Source organism: Flagellimonas onchidii, assembly GCF_004804315.1.
In the GTDB taxonomy this organism is placed as follows: Bacteria; Bacteroidota; Bacteroidia; order Flavobacteriales; family Flavobacteriaceae; genus Flagellimonas; species Flagellimonas onchidii.
Window position 1 is genome coordinate 30,338 of the sequence record NZ_SRXX01000013.1, and the last position, 13,713, is coordinate 44,050.

Consider the following 13,713-nt stretch of genomic DNA (forward strand, 5'->3'; position numbering starts at 1 on the left):
ATATGTTCCATAAAAATATAAAACTAGTAATCGCGGCCCTAATCGTTGGCTACTCCGGATATCAGTTTGTTGAAGGCAATATTGGCAATGGTATTGCATTGATTTTACTTTCGTTGGTGTTCATTTTTCTTTATTTCAGAAATGAGCTTATCCTTTTGGCGTTTTTGCGCATGCGAAAGCAGGATATGGAGGGTACCCAAAAATGGTTGGACAAAATCAAGAACCCTGAGACAGCTTTAATTAAAAAACAACAGGGGTATTACAACTACCTGCACGGTATCATCTATTCACAAAAGAACTTGACCCAAGCGGAAAAATACTTTAAAAAGGCGTTAAAACTTGGTTTGACCATGGATTATGATGTTGCCATGGCAAAATTAAGCCTTGCAGGTATTGCCATGCAGAAAAATAGAAGGCAAGAAGCTACCAAACTGCTACAAGAGGCCAAAAAACTGGACAAAAACAATATGCTTACCGAGCAGATTAAAATGATGCAGCAACAGATGAAGAAAGGTCCACAACAAGTTAGGTCTAGATATCGTTAACATTCCTTTTTTGAAACATTCATTGTAGGGCATGCCCTGAGAATGTTCCTTTCCCTGATTGGGAAAGGTGTCCACTTTTAGTGGACATAAAGAGCAAACCACCCCTTACGTCTTGATGCAAAGCATCAATCCACCTTCCCTTGACCTCTTTGAAGCTTTAGCGAAGAAGAGGGAAGGAGCCCAAAACCCACTTTTTGCTTTATTCGTCAATCCAAAAGGGGCTTTCGTCAATCCAAAAGAGGCATCTGTCAATTGCGTAGGATTTTAAAATCAAAAAACTACAATTTTACTTATCTCTATTGAACTATGTTTCAGTATCAAACTATACAATTATTAAAACAGATTATATCCTAAACATCGCAAGTAATTCGTATTGACTTTAAATTAAAAAACCATGAACAGACCAATAGATTATGGATGGTTATTAGCAATAATAATCGGGTTTACGATAATTTCATGTGAGAATGATTATACAAATACCTCACTAGAAAACAAGACTAACGAAAAAAATGTATCTCTTGATTTAGCCAAACAAGTCGCATTAAACTTTACAAAAGATAAAGCTTTTATTAAAAAACCTGACAAAGTAAGTACAAATGCCGATGTATTGAGATCCAATCAAAAATTAGATAAAGAAATTAAAGAAGCCTACGTTGTTTCGCAAGGAGATGAACCAGCTTTTTACATTATATTATTTGAACCAAATGGTTTTGCATTTATTTCTGCTACGGTTAAGGAAGAGCCTGTTATAGCCTTTTCAGAATCAGCAGAATTTGACTTTGACAATCTCCCAATAGGATTAAATCAATGGATAGATTTTCAAAAACAAAGAATAATTTCAATTAAAAATTCAGACATAGAAGTACCACAAGAACTGTTGGATGAGTGGGATAGATATTTAGGGCACCCTGATTTTGACCCAGAAACAGGTGATGACCCTGTAGACAATCCCAATGAAGGAAACTACCACATTGTAAAAGGACCATTAATGCAAACCACATGGGGGCAAGGGTGTGGGTACAACAATTTGATAAACTCGAACTGTAACTCAGGTGGAGCTTGCAATAGACCATGGACTGGCTGTGTCGCAACTGCCATGGCTCAAATAATAAGATATTACGAATATCCAAACAATTACGATTATTCAATAATGTTGGACAAAGTTGAGTTTGCTGATAGAAATACTACTGGCGCAAATGAAATATCAAAATTAATGCGAGATGTAGGTAATGCTGTTGATATGGATTATGGCTGTGGAGGCTCTGGAGCAGATACAGAAGATGAAGTGGCATCCTCTTTTAAAAATGATTTTGGGTATTCCTCGGCCACATACCATAATAATTATAATGGTTCCACTAAATACGAATGGGTTAAATCTGAAATAAATGCGGATAGACCTGTTATTTTTAGAGGAGGTGAGCAAAAACATTGGGGTGGTGTTATTCCGTATTATGCTGATGGGCATGCGTGGGTTTGCGATGGCTATATGTCTACAGGATTCAATGGAAGTAGCCATCTAAAATTCCATATGAATTGGGGTTGGAATGATGCTCATGATGGTTGGTATTCATTCAATAATTTTAATCCTAATGGAAATACGTTTAATTATAAAGTAGGAATTGTTACTAACATAAGACCATAGTGCAATGAAATATTTAATATCATTATTCTTCCTTTTCTTTTTCACGAATTGTAGTGAAAATGATTGTTGTACAGTTATTGATCTACAAGTAAATCTTAAATATTTTAACCAAGAAGGAGAAGATTTATTAAACCCTGATACAACGAATCATTTTTCAGAAAATAGAATAAAAGTGTATTATTTGGTTAATGGAGAGAAAAAAGAAATAATCAGAGGAAATTTAGATAACCCAAGAATGTTTAGTTTATCGGAACCACATTCAGAAAGAGATTATTTTATTTTAAGCCTTTCGTTAAATGACTTATCGGATGAGAAAATTAAGACAACATATTTGGAGTTGAATGAAAACGATACAGATACTATTACACACACCTTAACACAATCATCAGGTAATAATAAGGTAATTGATAAAGTATGGTACAATGGCAGGCTTCCTGATAATGAAGATTGGAAAATTTTTAAAATCACAAAGGAATGATGTTTGTCAACAATGTATCAAAGCAAATTCGACTTCATACAAATCCAATTAGAATTACTCACATCGGCTCTCAACCGAAAAAAGCAATTTAAAGTTCCTAACTGACCGTTATAAGAAACAGATAAATACCAATCCAACCTCCATCTGTTATTTGGAATTTGGTGCTTGAGATTTGAATTTTCACACCTCTCTACTCTTAAATCTAAAGTAATCTTGCCCATCTGTCAATCCCAAAGGGGTATTCGTCAATTGAGCACAGGTTTCTAAGTCAAAACCTGAGAACTTTCTTGTGAATTCAAATGCAATGCAGCCATCCAGCACCGTGACTGAATTTGTAACCAAAAAATTTTATTATGAAAGAACTCACAACGCTTCTATTCTTCCTGTTATTCCTTAACTTTTCCTTCTCTCAAGACACTGCGAACGATAATTATAGTTTTAAACCTTTTGACGTGTATTTGGATGACTCTAGCGGAAGTTTTTCCAATATAAGAGCGACTCCATGCGGCAAAGGGGTGATTATTTTAAAGATTGATGATCAAACGGACATTTTCCAATTTAGTGTGATTGATTATAAAAATGGGTGGTTAAAGATAAACTCTATTTGGAGTTTCGTACATGACTATAACATAACAGATTTAGAAGGTTGGGTACATAGTTCAATTGTGGGTATTGGGGCAATCCATGATTTTGACCTATTGGACAAACCCAATGGTAAAAAAATAGCCAGGCTTAAAGGAGAATCTGGAGATTATAAGATTGAAGATGTCTACTGTGAATGGGTAAAAATTAAAACAAAAAAAGGTATAGGTTGGGTCAAATCCGAAAAATTATGCGGAAATCCCGTTACCACTTGCCCTTAAAACAATCTTTTTTCTTTGAAATTTGGGTTTGGGATTTAAGTTTTACATCTTATTGCCCGGTACCCGCCATCCGATAATACCCTTTATTCGGAATCTCAATCACGTACTTTTTACGAGAAGCATTGTTTAAATGTGGTTCACGTAACCAAGGGTTATGCCTTTTTAAAATCTTGTAGTTGATTTCATATTGCTTGGCAAAATCTGCCCAACTGGCTACTGCCGTATCCACTTCCACGGAAAAGGTAGGCACAGCATTGTAGAGATCATCTTTTTCAACAGCAAAACCATATTTATCGGGATTAGAGATAATCTCCTTTATTGCCATAATCCTAAAAACGTAGCGTCCCGTCTCTTCTCCCAATAAAAGATCATAATAATCGTCCGCCTTTTGTATTCTCATATATTTTTGAATTCCAGCTGGTCCGGCATTATATGCTGCTGCGGTCAAGGTCCAGCTTCCAAAACGGTCTTTCCATTTTTTTAAATACTCACAAGCAACTTGGGTAGCTTTCTCAATATGATAGCGCTCATCTACATTCGAATTGATCTCGAGTCCGTATTCTTTACCTGTTGCCTTCATGATTTGCCAAAATCCTCTAGCACCGGCCGGAGAAACAGCATTTTGTAATCCACTTTCGGCCACCGCCAAATATTTAAAATCATCCGGAATACCATTTTTTGCCAAAATAGGCTCTATAATCGGGAAGTATTTATGGGCACGTTTCATCAGCAAAAGTGCGTTGGACTGCCAGTAGGTGTTCACCAAAAACTCGCGATCCACTCTTTCCAAAACCTCAGGGTCGTTCAATGGAACTTTTTCTTCTGCGAAATTTAGATTTTCAGGAATTTCAATGGCGCTAATTTGGTAACCATCAGCCACGTTCTTTTCGGTTTTGTTCTCCATCACCTTTTCAGGTTGTTCAACAGTATCGGATTGCACAGCAAAAATCAAACTTCCCATAACTGCCACCAATCCGATTCCCGCTAATATGTTTTTTATATACTTCATGTTTGGCTTTTCTATTTCTTTCGTAAAGATATACTATATAGAACTCTCTTCTCCCAAAATAATTGCCGGAAGGTGTTCATTGAACCATTTTGCCCTGTGAATGATCATAGTATGGGTTCCGTTTTTCACCGTAATACAATTTTTAATATTAACTATAGGAAAAACAGCGTCTTTTTCACCATGTATGTGAACCACATTTTCAAGTGGCTTTGATTGTTTCCAATTCACTATGTTATCAATAGACCAATCTATATAATATTTGTCCCTAATCGACAGGTATTTTTCATATAGTTCCAATCGCTTGGTGACCGTTTCTCCAAAGGCGTATTTTGCAAGAAGTTCCACATTGTTTACCAATCCTGTTGGTAGCAGTTTATGTGCCTTTGTGTATTTGGCAAAAAGCATTCTTTTGGGCAGTTCCGAACTACTCTTTACGCTGGAAACCACAATTACTTTTGATGGGGAAATATGTTTAGACATTTCCTGCACCAGCATTCCTCCAAAGGAAACTCCCAGTAAAACAGCGTTTTCATGCCCAACCTTTTGACACATTTTTTTGGAGTAATCGGTAAAAGTCATTCCCCTATTTGGGGCAAACCATTCCAGTTTATGAATTTCGAAAACTTCAGGTGGTAGATTTATTCCATCAAAAATAGAGGGATTGGCAGCCATTCCTGGCATAAGGTAGACTTGGGTTTTATTGTTTGGCATTTCTTACCTAATATAGATTTGGCTAGGAAATTAGCAATTTTTTAAGTAATTTCGTGTCCCTTTTTTTGCGAACGTCCCAAATGCATTTAAGAAGGATTTGTTTAACCGCTACTATAACGGTTAGCACCATGTCAAATAAAAACAAAACTATATGACAGAAATGAAAATCAACGACAATAGTTTCCTACGCCAATACGAAGCTAAAGTCGACGGCCATTTGGCCAAAATCGAATACTCTTCCCAAGAACGCAAAGTATTCCTGACCAAGTTGGTCATTCCAGAAGAAATTACTGAAGAGGGCTTTAAAGAAACTTTTATCAAAGCCGTTTTACATGACATTCAAGAAAAAAACCTCAGGGTGGTACCTACGAGCCCTCACATAGCAGGTTTTTTAAGGAAGAACAGACAATACAAAGAGATGCTTCCTGTTGGGATTCGCATCTAATTATTTTAAGTTGTATAAGTTTGAAAGCCTCTCAAAAGAGAGGTTTTTTTATGCCAAAATTTTGTTGGAAGCATATTCAAAGCGCACCAAGCCATCTTCATCAATACTGGTCAATTCAACTTCGTGCAAAGTGTTGACCAATTCGGGGTTCCAAGGAGCTTTTACTTTTACATAGTTCTCAGTAAAACCATGGATATAACCTGATTTGTTTTCCCCTTCGAACAAAACGGTCCTGGTGCTTCCTAATTGACTCTCATAAAAAGCCCTCCTTTTCTTTACAGATAGCCCACGAAGCATTTTGCTTCGTTTGCTTCTAACGCTTTTTGGAACCGGATTTTCCATGGTTGCAGCAAGTGTATTGTCTCTTTCAGAATAGGTAAACACGTGCAAATAAGAAATATCCAATTCATTTAAGAAATGATACGTCTCTAAAAAATGTTCGTCGGTCTCACCAGGAAAACCAACTATGACATCCACACCGATACAGGCATGGGGCATAACTTGTTTAATCCGATTTACCCGATCCACATATAGATTGGTGAGGTATCTACGTCGCATCCGTTTTAAAATCTCATCACTGCCACTTTGTAATGGGATATGAAAATGCGGTACAAACGAGTTGCTTTGAGCCACAAAATCTATGGTTTCATTTTTCAACAAGTTCGGTTCAATAGACGAGATGCGTAATCTATGAATGCCTCCTACTTTGTCCAAAGCCTGAACCAATTCAAAAAAAGTGTGTTCATGCTTTTTATTTCCGAATTCCCCCTTGCCATAATCACCAATGTTGACCCCCGTGAGCACAATTTCCTTAATGTCCTTTGAGGCAATCTCAGCGGCATTTCGCAATACATTCTCCAAGGTATCACTCCGTGAGATTCCTCTTGCCAAAGGAATGGTGCAATAGGTGCATTTGTAATCACATCCATCCTGAACCTTTAAAAAAGCCCGGGTACGGTCTCCAATGGCATAGCTGCCCACATAAAAATCGGCATCCTCAATTTCGCACGAATGTACCTCTCCTCTATCATTTTTGGTCAAATCGTTCAGGTAATCTGTGATTTTGAATTTTTCAGTAGCTCCCAACACCAGATCCACACCATCCACTGCAGCCAATTGCTCAGGTTTTAATTGGGCATAACAGCCAACCGCGGCGACAAAAGCCTCGGGATTGCTTTTTTGCGCTTGCTTTACGATGGTCTTAAAACGCTTATCGGCATTCTCCGTAACCGAACAGGTGTTGATTACGTAAACATCTGCCTTTTCAGAAAAGTCCACACGCTCAAATTCCTCCTTTTCAAAACTTCTGGCAATAGTAGAAGTTTCGGAGAAATTAAGTTTGCAACCCAAGGTGTAGAAGGCAACTTTTTTGTTCATTGACCCGTTGTGAATTTTGGCCTGCAAAGATAGTGATTTGTTGTGGGATAGCGGGTTAGGATTTACTCGGGAGCAAAAGCCATAAATACTTGTACCCGTTTATAATTGCTTAAAAGTACTTACATCGTCTTACTTATCCAAAAACATTGGTTTTCTGGTAAATTTTGATGATTTTTAGTTTTATAACCATATACGCTAGTTGGCGGTAATTGACACTTACTCATAAAACGAACAGAAATATGAATAAACTGATATTAAATTGCATCATACTTTCGACAATATTTACAGTTACATCTAATGCACAAACTGCAACTATTAATGGGTATATTAAAGGTATTGAAACAGATACTATCTTTATTAAAAGAGACATTACAACTAGCAAAACAAGAGAACCCAATGATACATTAATTGCAGAAGATGGCAGGTTTAAATATACTTTTGCTTGTGATGAACCTGTGCTTTTTATGTTATACCCGAAAAAAACATTAAGCCCTATAGCTGGGACTAAACTTTTCTTTACTCCAGAATCTAAAAGAATTTACTTATTCGTTCAACCTAACGACACAATTGAGTTAAATGGAATTTTAAAAAAGAATTACATGGATTATATGGTTGAGGGCTCTCAAATAAGTAAAGAAATAATGCAATTCCATAAACCAAACAGAGATATAAATATTGAAGTTTTCAAAAAAAGCCTGATAGTCTCATCATACTTTGCAAAAAAAGAGCATACGAAAGGAATGGAATTTTATAATGAAAATGAATCATTAAAAGATATTATCCGAAATAAACGACGCGATTTTATAATTAATAATCCCGATAAAGATTTATCTGCCTATTTACTTATCTCTTCTGGACCTGACATTATTGGGGATTGCTTAAATATTATTACACCGAGGGTTAAAAATGGGATGTTTAAAAAATATGTCTCATTAATATCAAATAAGTATAAAAATTACCTAATAGCTCAATCGTCTAAAAATACTATCGCTGGTAAATTTGCTCCTGATTTTACATTAAAAAATTTTCAAAATGAAAACTTTACCCTCTCAAAACTAAAAGGGAAATATGTTGTACTAGATTTTTGGGCATCTTGGTGCGCGCCTTGCATCAAGGGAATACCATCAATGAAAGAATATCAAAAGAAGTATAAATCCGAAGTTGAATTTGTAAGTATTGCTTGTAACGACAAAAAAAATAAGTCACAAGAGATAGTTGAAAAATATAATTTAGAATGGCATCAGTTAATGAATAACGACCAAGAAGTCCCAAATGTTTCTGCTATTTATTCTGCTGAAAGTTTGCCGACTAAAATAATTATTGATATAGACGGAAAAATCGTTTCCATTCATAAAGGAGAAAGTAAAGATTTTTATGAAAAATTAGATGAATTAATAAAATAACTACCGCCAACAATGTATATAAAAAATAGGCAGAACAGTAATGAAATCATGTCTTTTGGCTTGTTTCAAGCTTGGTGCTTTGCCGAAAGTTTAGTGCTTGTAAATCGCCTACTTTCCATATACGAGACCGTTAGCCGTCATTGAAAACGACACCTTGTAAAAATTGACAATGGATTTAAATCCGAAAACATATGAGCCAAATATTGAATTGTCAGAATTTGTCAAACGATACTGGACATTAGATGGCGAAAAGGAAAGTATTCCTTTAAAAAACACCATTGTACCAGACGGAACTATGAAGTTAATTTTTCATTATGGCGACACCTACAAACATCATTCACAAAATGGCAAAATAACAATTTTACCAAATTGCTTTTTAATTGGACAACTGACAAAGCCCTACGTAATTGAACCTGTTGGAGTAACAGGTAGTTTTGTTGTACAATTCAAACCAAATGGATTTTTACCTTTTACATCAATTCCAATCAAAGAATTGGAAAATAAGGCAATACCATTGAACAAATTATTCGGAGAAGAAGGAATTAAACTTGGTAATCAAGTCTTAAAAGCAAACTCTACATCTGAAAGAATCCAAATCATCGAAAACTTTCTTTTCAAAGAATTATCTTACAAGAATAAGGTTGATAATATTGTGAAATCAACGGTTGAAACAATTTTTAGTGTAAATGGACAATTTTCAGTAAACGAATTCTCAAGTACTAATAATGTAAGTCGAAGACAATTAGCACGTAAATTTTCTTCGGCTATAGGACTAAGTCCAAAACAACTCGCAAAGACAATTAGAATTCAATCAACCTTGAAAGTGTTACTGAACGAAGAAATCACAAGCCTAACTGAATTGGCATATGAAAAAGAATATTTTGACCAAGCACATTTTATAAAAGAGTTCAAAGAATTTACAGGCTTGACACCAAAAGAATTTTTCGGAGATGACTTAAAAATGTCTTTGATTTTTGATAAGGAGTAGCCCTGTCCCATTTTTACAATTTTGTCGTTTGAGCTGATTTTACCTTTGCGCAGCAATAATGCAAAAACTTAAAATCATAAAAAATGACGTATACAAATCCAGTTGGTTGGTTTGACCTGAATGTAGCAAACCTAGACCGAGCAAAAAAATTCTACGAAACAGTTTTCAATGTAAAGCTGACAGATGCACCTGTTGAGTGGGGAAAGCAATCATTTTTCCCCTTTAATCATGAAAGTCCAAATATTTCTGGTGCTTTAGTGGAAAAAATCGATTTTGTTCCAAATAGCAATAATACGGTTATCTATTTTGAAACCGAAGACAACATTGCAGAAGAACAAAGAATTGAAAAGGCAGGTGGAAAAGTGGTACAACCTAAAATGAGTATTGGTGAATTCGGCTTTATTTCAATTTTCATTGATACAGAAGGTAATACGGTTGGGCTGCATTCAAGAAAATAACGAACGGCCAACAAAGTGTATAAGCAATAGCGGTTTAAGTGCAAACTTGAACCATTTTTGTGTTTAAATTAAGTATATTGCTAACCGAAAAGTAGTTGCTTAAATCCGTTACTACTCATAGCCGAGACCGTTAGCTGTAAGCTGAAAAAACAAAAAAAAGAAGAAAACAATTTCGATATTAATAACCGTAATTTTAGTGATTATTTCTACAAACAGTTCTTTTTCACAAGAAATCACTGAAGAAAACTACATAAAGGCTGACAATGAAATTTGGAATGCATATGAAGAGAAAATGTCTAAACTGTCTGAATTTTATAAATCATACCCCAAAAAAAAGGATAGCTTGACACTTGTTGCTGAAAGATTAGAAAAGGAATCTAATAAAAAGAATATAGAAACAGCTATAAAATATTCATCTACTCTAAGCGGATTTAAACGGTTATATATGTTAAGGTTGGATATCCCAAAGAATAGATTAAATTCTATATTAAAAAAGCTACCAAAAGAGTTACAAGAATCAAATTACGGAAAGAGCATAAAGTTACACATTGATTCTAAACAAATAGGAGAAAGAGACAGTATTTACGATTTTAAATCTACGGATTCTAATGGCTATCAGTTTTATTTATCAAACCTGAAAGGGAAAAACATCCTTCTATTATACGGAGGTTTAGGATGTATCCGTGAAGAGGGAAGAAACTACCTAAAGGATTTCTATAATTCTGTAGATAAGAATAATTTTAAAATAGTGGTAGTAAATTCTACTTCTAACATAGAGGAGTTAAAAAACTTGAAAACTAAATATCAACTGGATTTCATCTTTATAGATGATTTTAAGAAAGACCATAGTCCAATAAAAATAATTTATGGAGCGCAAGCTACACCAACTTGTTTTATTATTAATAAAGAAGGAACTATAGCCAAAAAATCTTTTGGATTACCAGAAACTGAATTAAATAAAATAAAAGCCAGCAGGTAACAATGGCTATAATTCATTGTGGTTTTGTGCCACACCAAAATATAAGGTATTAATCAACGGCTGATTTCTAAGCGGAATAATCCTGCGGATGATTCCACAACGAAATCATAGCCGAGGCCGTTGCCAAATTTTTAACTACGAAGATTTTTTTGAACATTGGTGATGAATACATACAATAAAAAGCTAGCTTTGAAAAAGCGGGATATTATGTTGAATGAAACCTCAAGTTTGACTTATTTTGAGAATTTCACATCCATTATTATATGTTAACAACAATATTAGAAACCATAAAAAGGTTAGAAAATCGGGATAACCTTTCAAAAGAAGATAAAGAATTGCTGGAATTTTTGCATTCAGAAGCGTGGAAAGAAATTAATACTGGGATTGTTAATTTGATTTCATACGGTGACAGATTAGGCTGGGAAAAGATAGAAGAAAAGTTCTCAAGTATGCTTGGCCTTATCAATCAGGCAAAAAATAAATAAACATACCGTCACCGAAAATAGTTATAATTTATTGTAGCGAATAGATTACGCTGAAGGCATTCCCATCACCAAACCTAAAACATTAATAATTCCTCCACTTCTTGGTTTCCTCGAACACATGTTCCAGTATCTTGGCCTCTTTTTCATCAAATTCTTTACCCCTTCTGGCCATCATTACCTTTGCGGCCTCAAAAGCCCTTTTTGGCATATAAGTTGAAAAACCGGAAGCTCCGCCCCAGCTAAAACTTGGGATAAAATTCCTCGGGAACCCAGGTACATAGATATTGGAATTAACGCCTATTACCGTTCCGGTATTGAACATAGTGTTGATGGCCGTTTTGCTATGATCGCCCATCATTAAACCACAAAACTGTAATCCCGTGTGGTCAAATCCTTGGGTTTCGTAGTTCCACATACGCACTTTAGCATAATTGTTCTTAAGATTGGAATTATTGGAATCGGCACCAATGTTACACCACTCCCCTAGTACTGCGTTGCCCAAATAACCCTCATGACCCTTACTGGAATACCCAAAGATCACTGAATTACTGATTTCTCCGCAAACCTTACCGAATGGTCCTACTGTGGTCGGGCCATAAATCTTAGCACCCATTTTTACGACGGCGTTTTCACAAAGTGCCAAACCTCCACGAATAAGCCCCCCTTCCCAAATCTCGGCGTGGGCACCTATATAAATTGGGCCTTCCGTAGCATTCAGAATGCTGTGTTCCACTATTGCACCTTCCTCCAGAAATATATTCTCAGGTGCTATCAACTTGTTGGTATTTGATATCGGGGCACTTTTTCTACCCTTCGTTATAAACTCAAAATCTTCCTGTAAAGCCTCCCCATTTTTTGAAAAGATGTCCCAAGTGTAATTTATGGTAATCAGGCTCCCTTCAAATGTCTTTATCTGATACTTGGAAAAGTCTGGCACGGCGGTAGGATCCTCAGTGTGGTAGGCCACAATTCTGTCTACGTATTGTACCGCTTCATAAGTATTCAACGATCGAATTAATCCGGCAAATTCCCCATTGGGAACTATGGAACCATCAATAACTATGTTATCGGTAGTGGTAATCATGGGATACTTTTCCGAAAGATAGGCTTCAGTTTTAAAGCTCAATGGCGCATGAAGACGGCGTTTCCACTTTTCGGTTATGGTGAGAATACCAATCCTAATTTCGGCCACAGGCCTAGTGAAGGTAAAGGGAAGCAAAGCTTGTCTTCGTGGGCCATCGTCCAGAATATAGTTCATACTGTTAGTTTCTAGGGTAAAAATAAAAAACGCCCCTGATTAAAAACCAGGAGCGTTACATATTGTTGTGAAAGTCGTTAAACTATGCTTTCTTTTCTTCTTTGCTGAACTTTTTATACTTGTTCTTGAACTTATCGATTCTACCAGCTGTATCAACCAATTTGGTTTTTCCTGTATAGTAAGGATGTGAAGTTCTGGAGATTTCCAATTTCACCAAAGGATACTCAACACCTTCAACAGTGATGGTTTCTTTAGCTTCGGCAGTAGACTTTGCGATAAAAACGTCATCATTGGACATATCCTTGAAAGCTACCAATCTATAATTTTCTGGGTGTATACCTTTTCTCATCGTCTTAAATGCTTAATCTCAGAATTTTCGAGGTGCAAATTTAATGATTTATTGGATACTGACAACTTAAAACCATTAAAAAAGAAAAAATCTATTTTTATATGTAACAAACGGGCACATCAAATTACTAACAGAGTACAATCAACACTAAAAATCAAAAGTAAAATGGAAGAAAACCAATCGAAAACGGGAAAATATTCTCTGAATTATGGACTTATATTGGGTCTGATTTCAATAGTATTTGGGGTAATGCTATACATCCAAAAACTGCATTATGAAATGAGTATCCCAGTAATGATTGTTTCAACCCTTATTACCATTGTGATAATTTTCCTAGGAATCAACGCCTTTAAAAAGGCCAATGGAGGATACCTCAAACTGGCTGAAGCGCTAAAGATTGCAGTTGGAATCGCACTGATTTCTGCAATAATCTCATTGTTGTACCAATATCTTCTAGTGAATTTTATCGAACCCGATTTTATGGACAAAGCTATGGAAGTGGCCAAGCCTGGAGCTTTTGAGAAGAATCCTTCCCTAACTGAGGAAAAATGGGAACAAGGAGTAGCAATGCAGAAAAAAATGGCATGGATACGCTATCCTGTCGGGCTAATCATTAGTTGTGTGCTTGGCTTGATAATTGGCTTGATTACAGGGCTTATTCTTAAAAAGGCCAAACCTGCCTACTAAGCCAAAAAATGCTACTTTTGAAGGGAATTCCAGAAA

The 13,713-nt window shown here is 35.8% G+C and carries 17 protein-coding genes; 11 read left to right on the top strand and 6 right to left on the bottom strand.

What is annotated here, in order from left to right; genetic code table 11:
- Nucleotides 1–2 precede the first annotated feature (2 nt).
- The 3 genes from E4661_RS13945 (at nucleotide 3) to E4661_RS13955 (ending at nucleotide 2,665) form a co-directional block, all read left to right on the top strand.
- Nucleotides 3–545, top strand: coding sequence for a DUF2892 domain-containing protein (locus E4661_RS13945; protein ID WP_136468071.1), 543 nt, complete (start codon nucleotides 3–5; stop codon nucleotides 543–545).
- A 394-nt stretch (nucleotides 546–939) separates the two neighbouring features.
- Nucleotides 940–2,187: a C10 family peptidase gene (locus tag E4661_RS13950; RefSeq protein ID WP_136468072.1), complete on the top strand. Its 1,248-nt coding sequence runs from the start codon at nucleotides 940–942 to the stop codon at nucleotides 2,185–2,187.
- Between the two features lie 4 nt (nucleotides 2,188–2,191).
- Complete coding sequence (locus E4661_RS13955) at nucleotides 2,192–2,665, top strand: hypothetical protein (protein ID WP_136468073.1); 474 nt, start codon at nucleotides 2,192–2,194, stop codon at nucleotides 2,663–2,665.
- Between the two features lie 180 nt (nucleotides 2,666–2,845).
- Here the strand turns inward: E4661_RS13955 and E4661_RS19090 are convergent, their stop codons facing one another.
- Entirely contained in the window at nucleotides 2,846–3,007 is a 162-nt protein-coding gene (locus E4661_RS19090; protein WP_168796377.1) for a hypothetical protein, read from the bottom strand.
- Nucleotides 3,008–3,018: 11 nt separating this feature from the next.
- On the opposite strand from E4661_RS19090, the gene E4661_RS13960 reads away from it, so the two are divergent.
- Entirely contained in the window at nucleotides 3,019–3,528 is a 510-nt protein-coding gene (locus E4661_RS13960; RefSeq protein ID WP_136468074.1) for a hypothetical protein, read from the top strand.
- A 49-nt stretch (nucleotides 3,529–3,577) separates the two neighbouring features.
- On the opposite strand, the gene E4661_RS13965 is transcribed toward E4661_RS13960, so the two are convergent.
- Nucleotides 3,578–4,537, bottom strand: coding sequence for a lytic transglycosylase domain-containing protein (locus E4661_RS13965; RefSeq protein WP_136468075.1), 960 nt, complete (start codon nucleotides 4,535–4,537; stop codon nucleotides 3,578–3,580).
- 33 nt (nucleotides 4,538–4,570) lie between these two features.
- Entirely contained in the window at nucleotides 4,571–5,248 is a 678-nt protein-coding gene (locus E4661_RS13970) for an alpha/beta hydrolase (RefSeq protein ID WP_136468076.1), read from the bottom strand.
- Nucleotides 5,249–5,399: 151 nt separating this feature from the next.
- Between E4661_RS13970 and E4661_RS13975 the strand changes: the two genes are divergently transcribed.
- The gene (locus E4661_RS13975) at nucleotides 5,400–5,693 is read left to right on the top strand and encodes a GNAT family N-acetyltransferase (protein ID WP_136468077.1); all 294 of its coding nucleotides are present in this window, start codon (nucleotides 5,400–5,402) and stop codon (nucleotides 5,691–5,693) included.
- A 48-nt stretch (nucleotides 5,694–5,741) separates the two neighbouring features.
- Here the strand turns inward: E4661_RS13975 and mtaB are convergent, their stop codons facing one another.
- Complete coding sequence (gene mtaB, locus E4661_RS13980; RefSeq protein ID WP_136468078.1) at nucleotides 5,742–7,070, bottom strand: tRNA (N(6)-L-threonylcarbamoyladenosine(37)-C(2))-methylthiotransferase MtaB; 1,329 nt, start codon at nucleotides 7,068–7,070, stop codon at nucleotides 5,742–5,744.
- A 239-nt stretch (nucleotides 7,071–7,309) separates the two neighbouring features.
- Between mtaB and E4661_RS13985 the strand changes: the two genes are divergently transcribed.
- From E4661_RS13985 to E4661_RS14005, 5 genes are all read left to right on the top strand, one after another.
- Complete coding sequence (locus E4661_RS13985; protein ID WP_136468079.1) at nucleotides 7,310–8,473, top strand: TlpA disulfide reductase family protein; 1,164 nt, start codon at nucleotides 7,310–7,312, stop codon at nucleotides 8,471–8,473.
- A gap of 169 nt (nucleotides 8,474–8,642) precedes the next feature.
- Nucleotides 8,643–9,461 (top strand): helix-turn-helix domain-containing protein, encoded by an 819-nt coding sequence (locus E4661_RS13990; protein WP_136468080.1) that lies wholly within the window; start codon nucleotides 8,643–8,645, stop codon nucleotides 9,459–9,461.
- A gap of 83 nt (nucleotides 9,462–9,544) precedes the next feature.
- Complete coding sequence (locus E4661_RS13995) at nucleotides 9,545–9,919, top strand: VOC family protein (protein ID WP_136468081.1); 375 nt, start codon at nucleotides 9,545–9,547, stop codon at nucleotides 9,917–9,919.
- A gap of 196 nt (nucleotides 9,920–10,115) precedes the next feature.
- Nucleotides 10,116–10,898: a peroxiredoxin family protein gene (locus E4661_RS14000; protein WP_136468082.1), complete on the top strand. Its 783-nt coding sequence runs from the start codon at nucleotides 10,116–10,118 to the stop codon at nucleotides 10,896–10,898.
- Between the two features lie 263 nt (nucleotides 10,899–11,161).
- The gene (locus tag E4661_RS14005) at nucleotides 11,162–11,383 is read left to right on the top strand and encodes a hypothetical protein (protein WP_136468083.1); all 222 of its coding nucleotides are present in this window, start codon (nucleotides 11,162–11,164) and stop codon (nucleotides 11,381–11,383) included.
- Between the two features lie 82 nt (nucleotides 11,384–11,465).
- On the opposite strand, the gene E4661_RS14010 is transcribed toward E4661_RS14005, so the two are convergent.
- Together E4661_RS14010 and E4661_RS14015 are read right to left on the bottom strand one after the other, a co-directional pair.
- Nucleotides 11,466–12,641, bottom strand: coding sequence for a GlmU family protein (locus E4661_RS14010; protein WP_136468084.1), 1,176 nt, complete (start codon nucleotides 12,639–12,641; stop codon nucleotides 11,466–11,468).
- A gap of 82 nt (nucleotides 12,642–12,723) precedes the next feature.
- A complete protein-coding gene (locus E4661_RS14015) occupies nucleotides 12,724–12,990 on the bottom strand; it encodes a type B 50S ribosomal protein L31 (RefSeq protein ID WP_136468085.1) in 267 nt (88 codons plus the stop codon).
- Nucleotides 12,991–13,155: 165 nt separating this feature from the next.
- On the opposite strand from E4661_RS14015, the gene E4661_RS14020 reads away from it, so the two are divergent.
- Nucleotides 13,156–13,677, top strand: a complete 522-nt coding sequence (locus E4661_RS14020; RefSeq protein WP_136468086.1) for a DUF4199 domain-containing protein — start codon at nucleotides 13,156–13,158, stop codon at nucleotides 13,675–13,677.
- Nucleotides 13,678–13,713 lie beyond the last annotated feature (36 nt).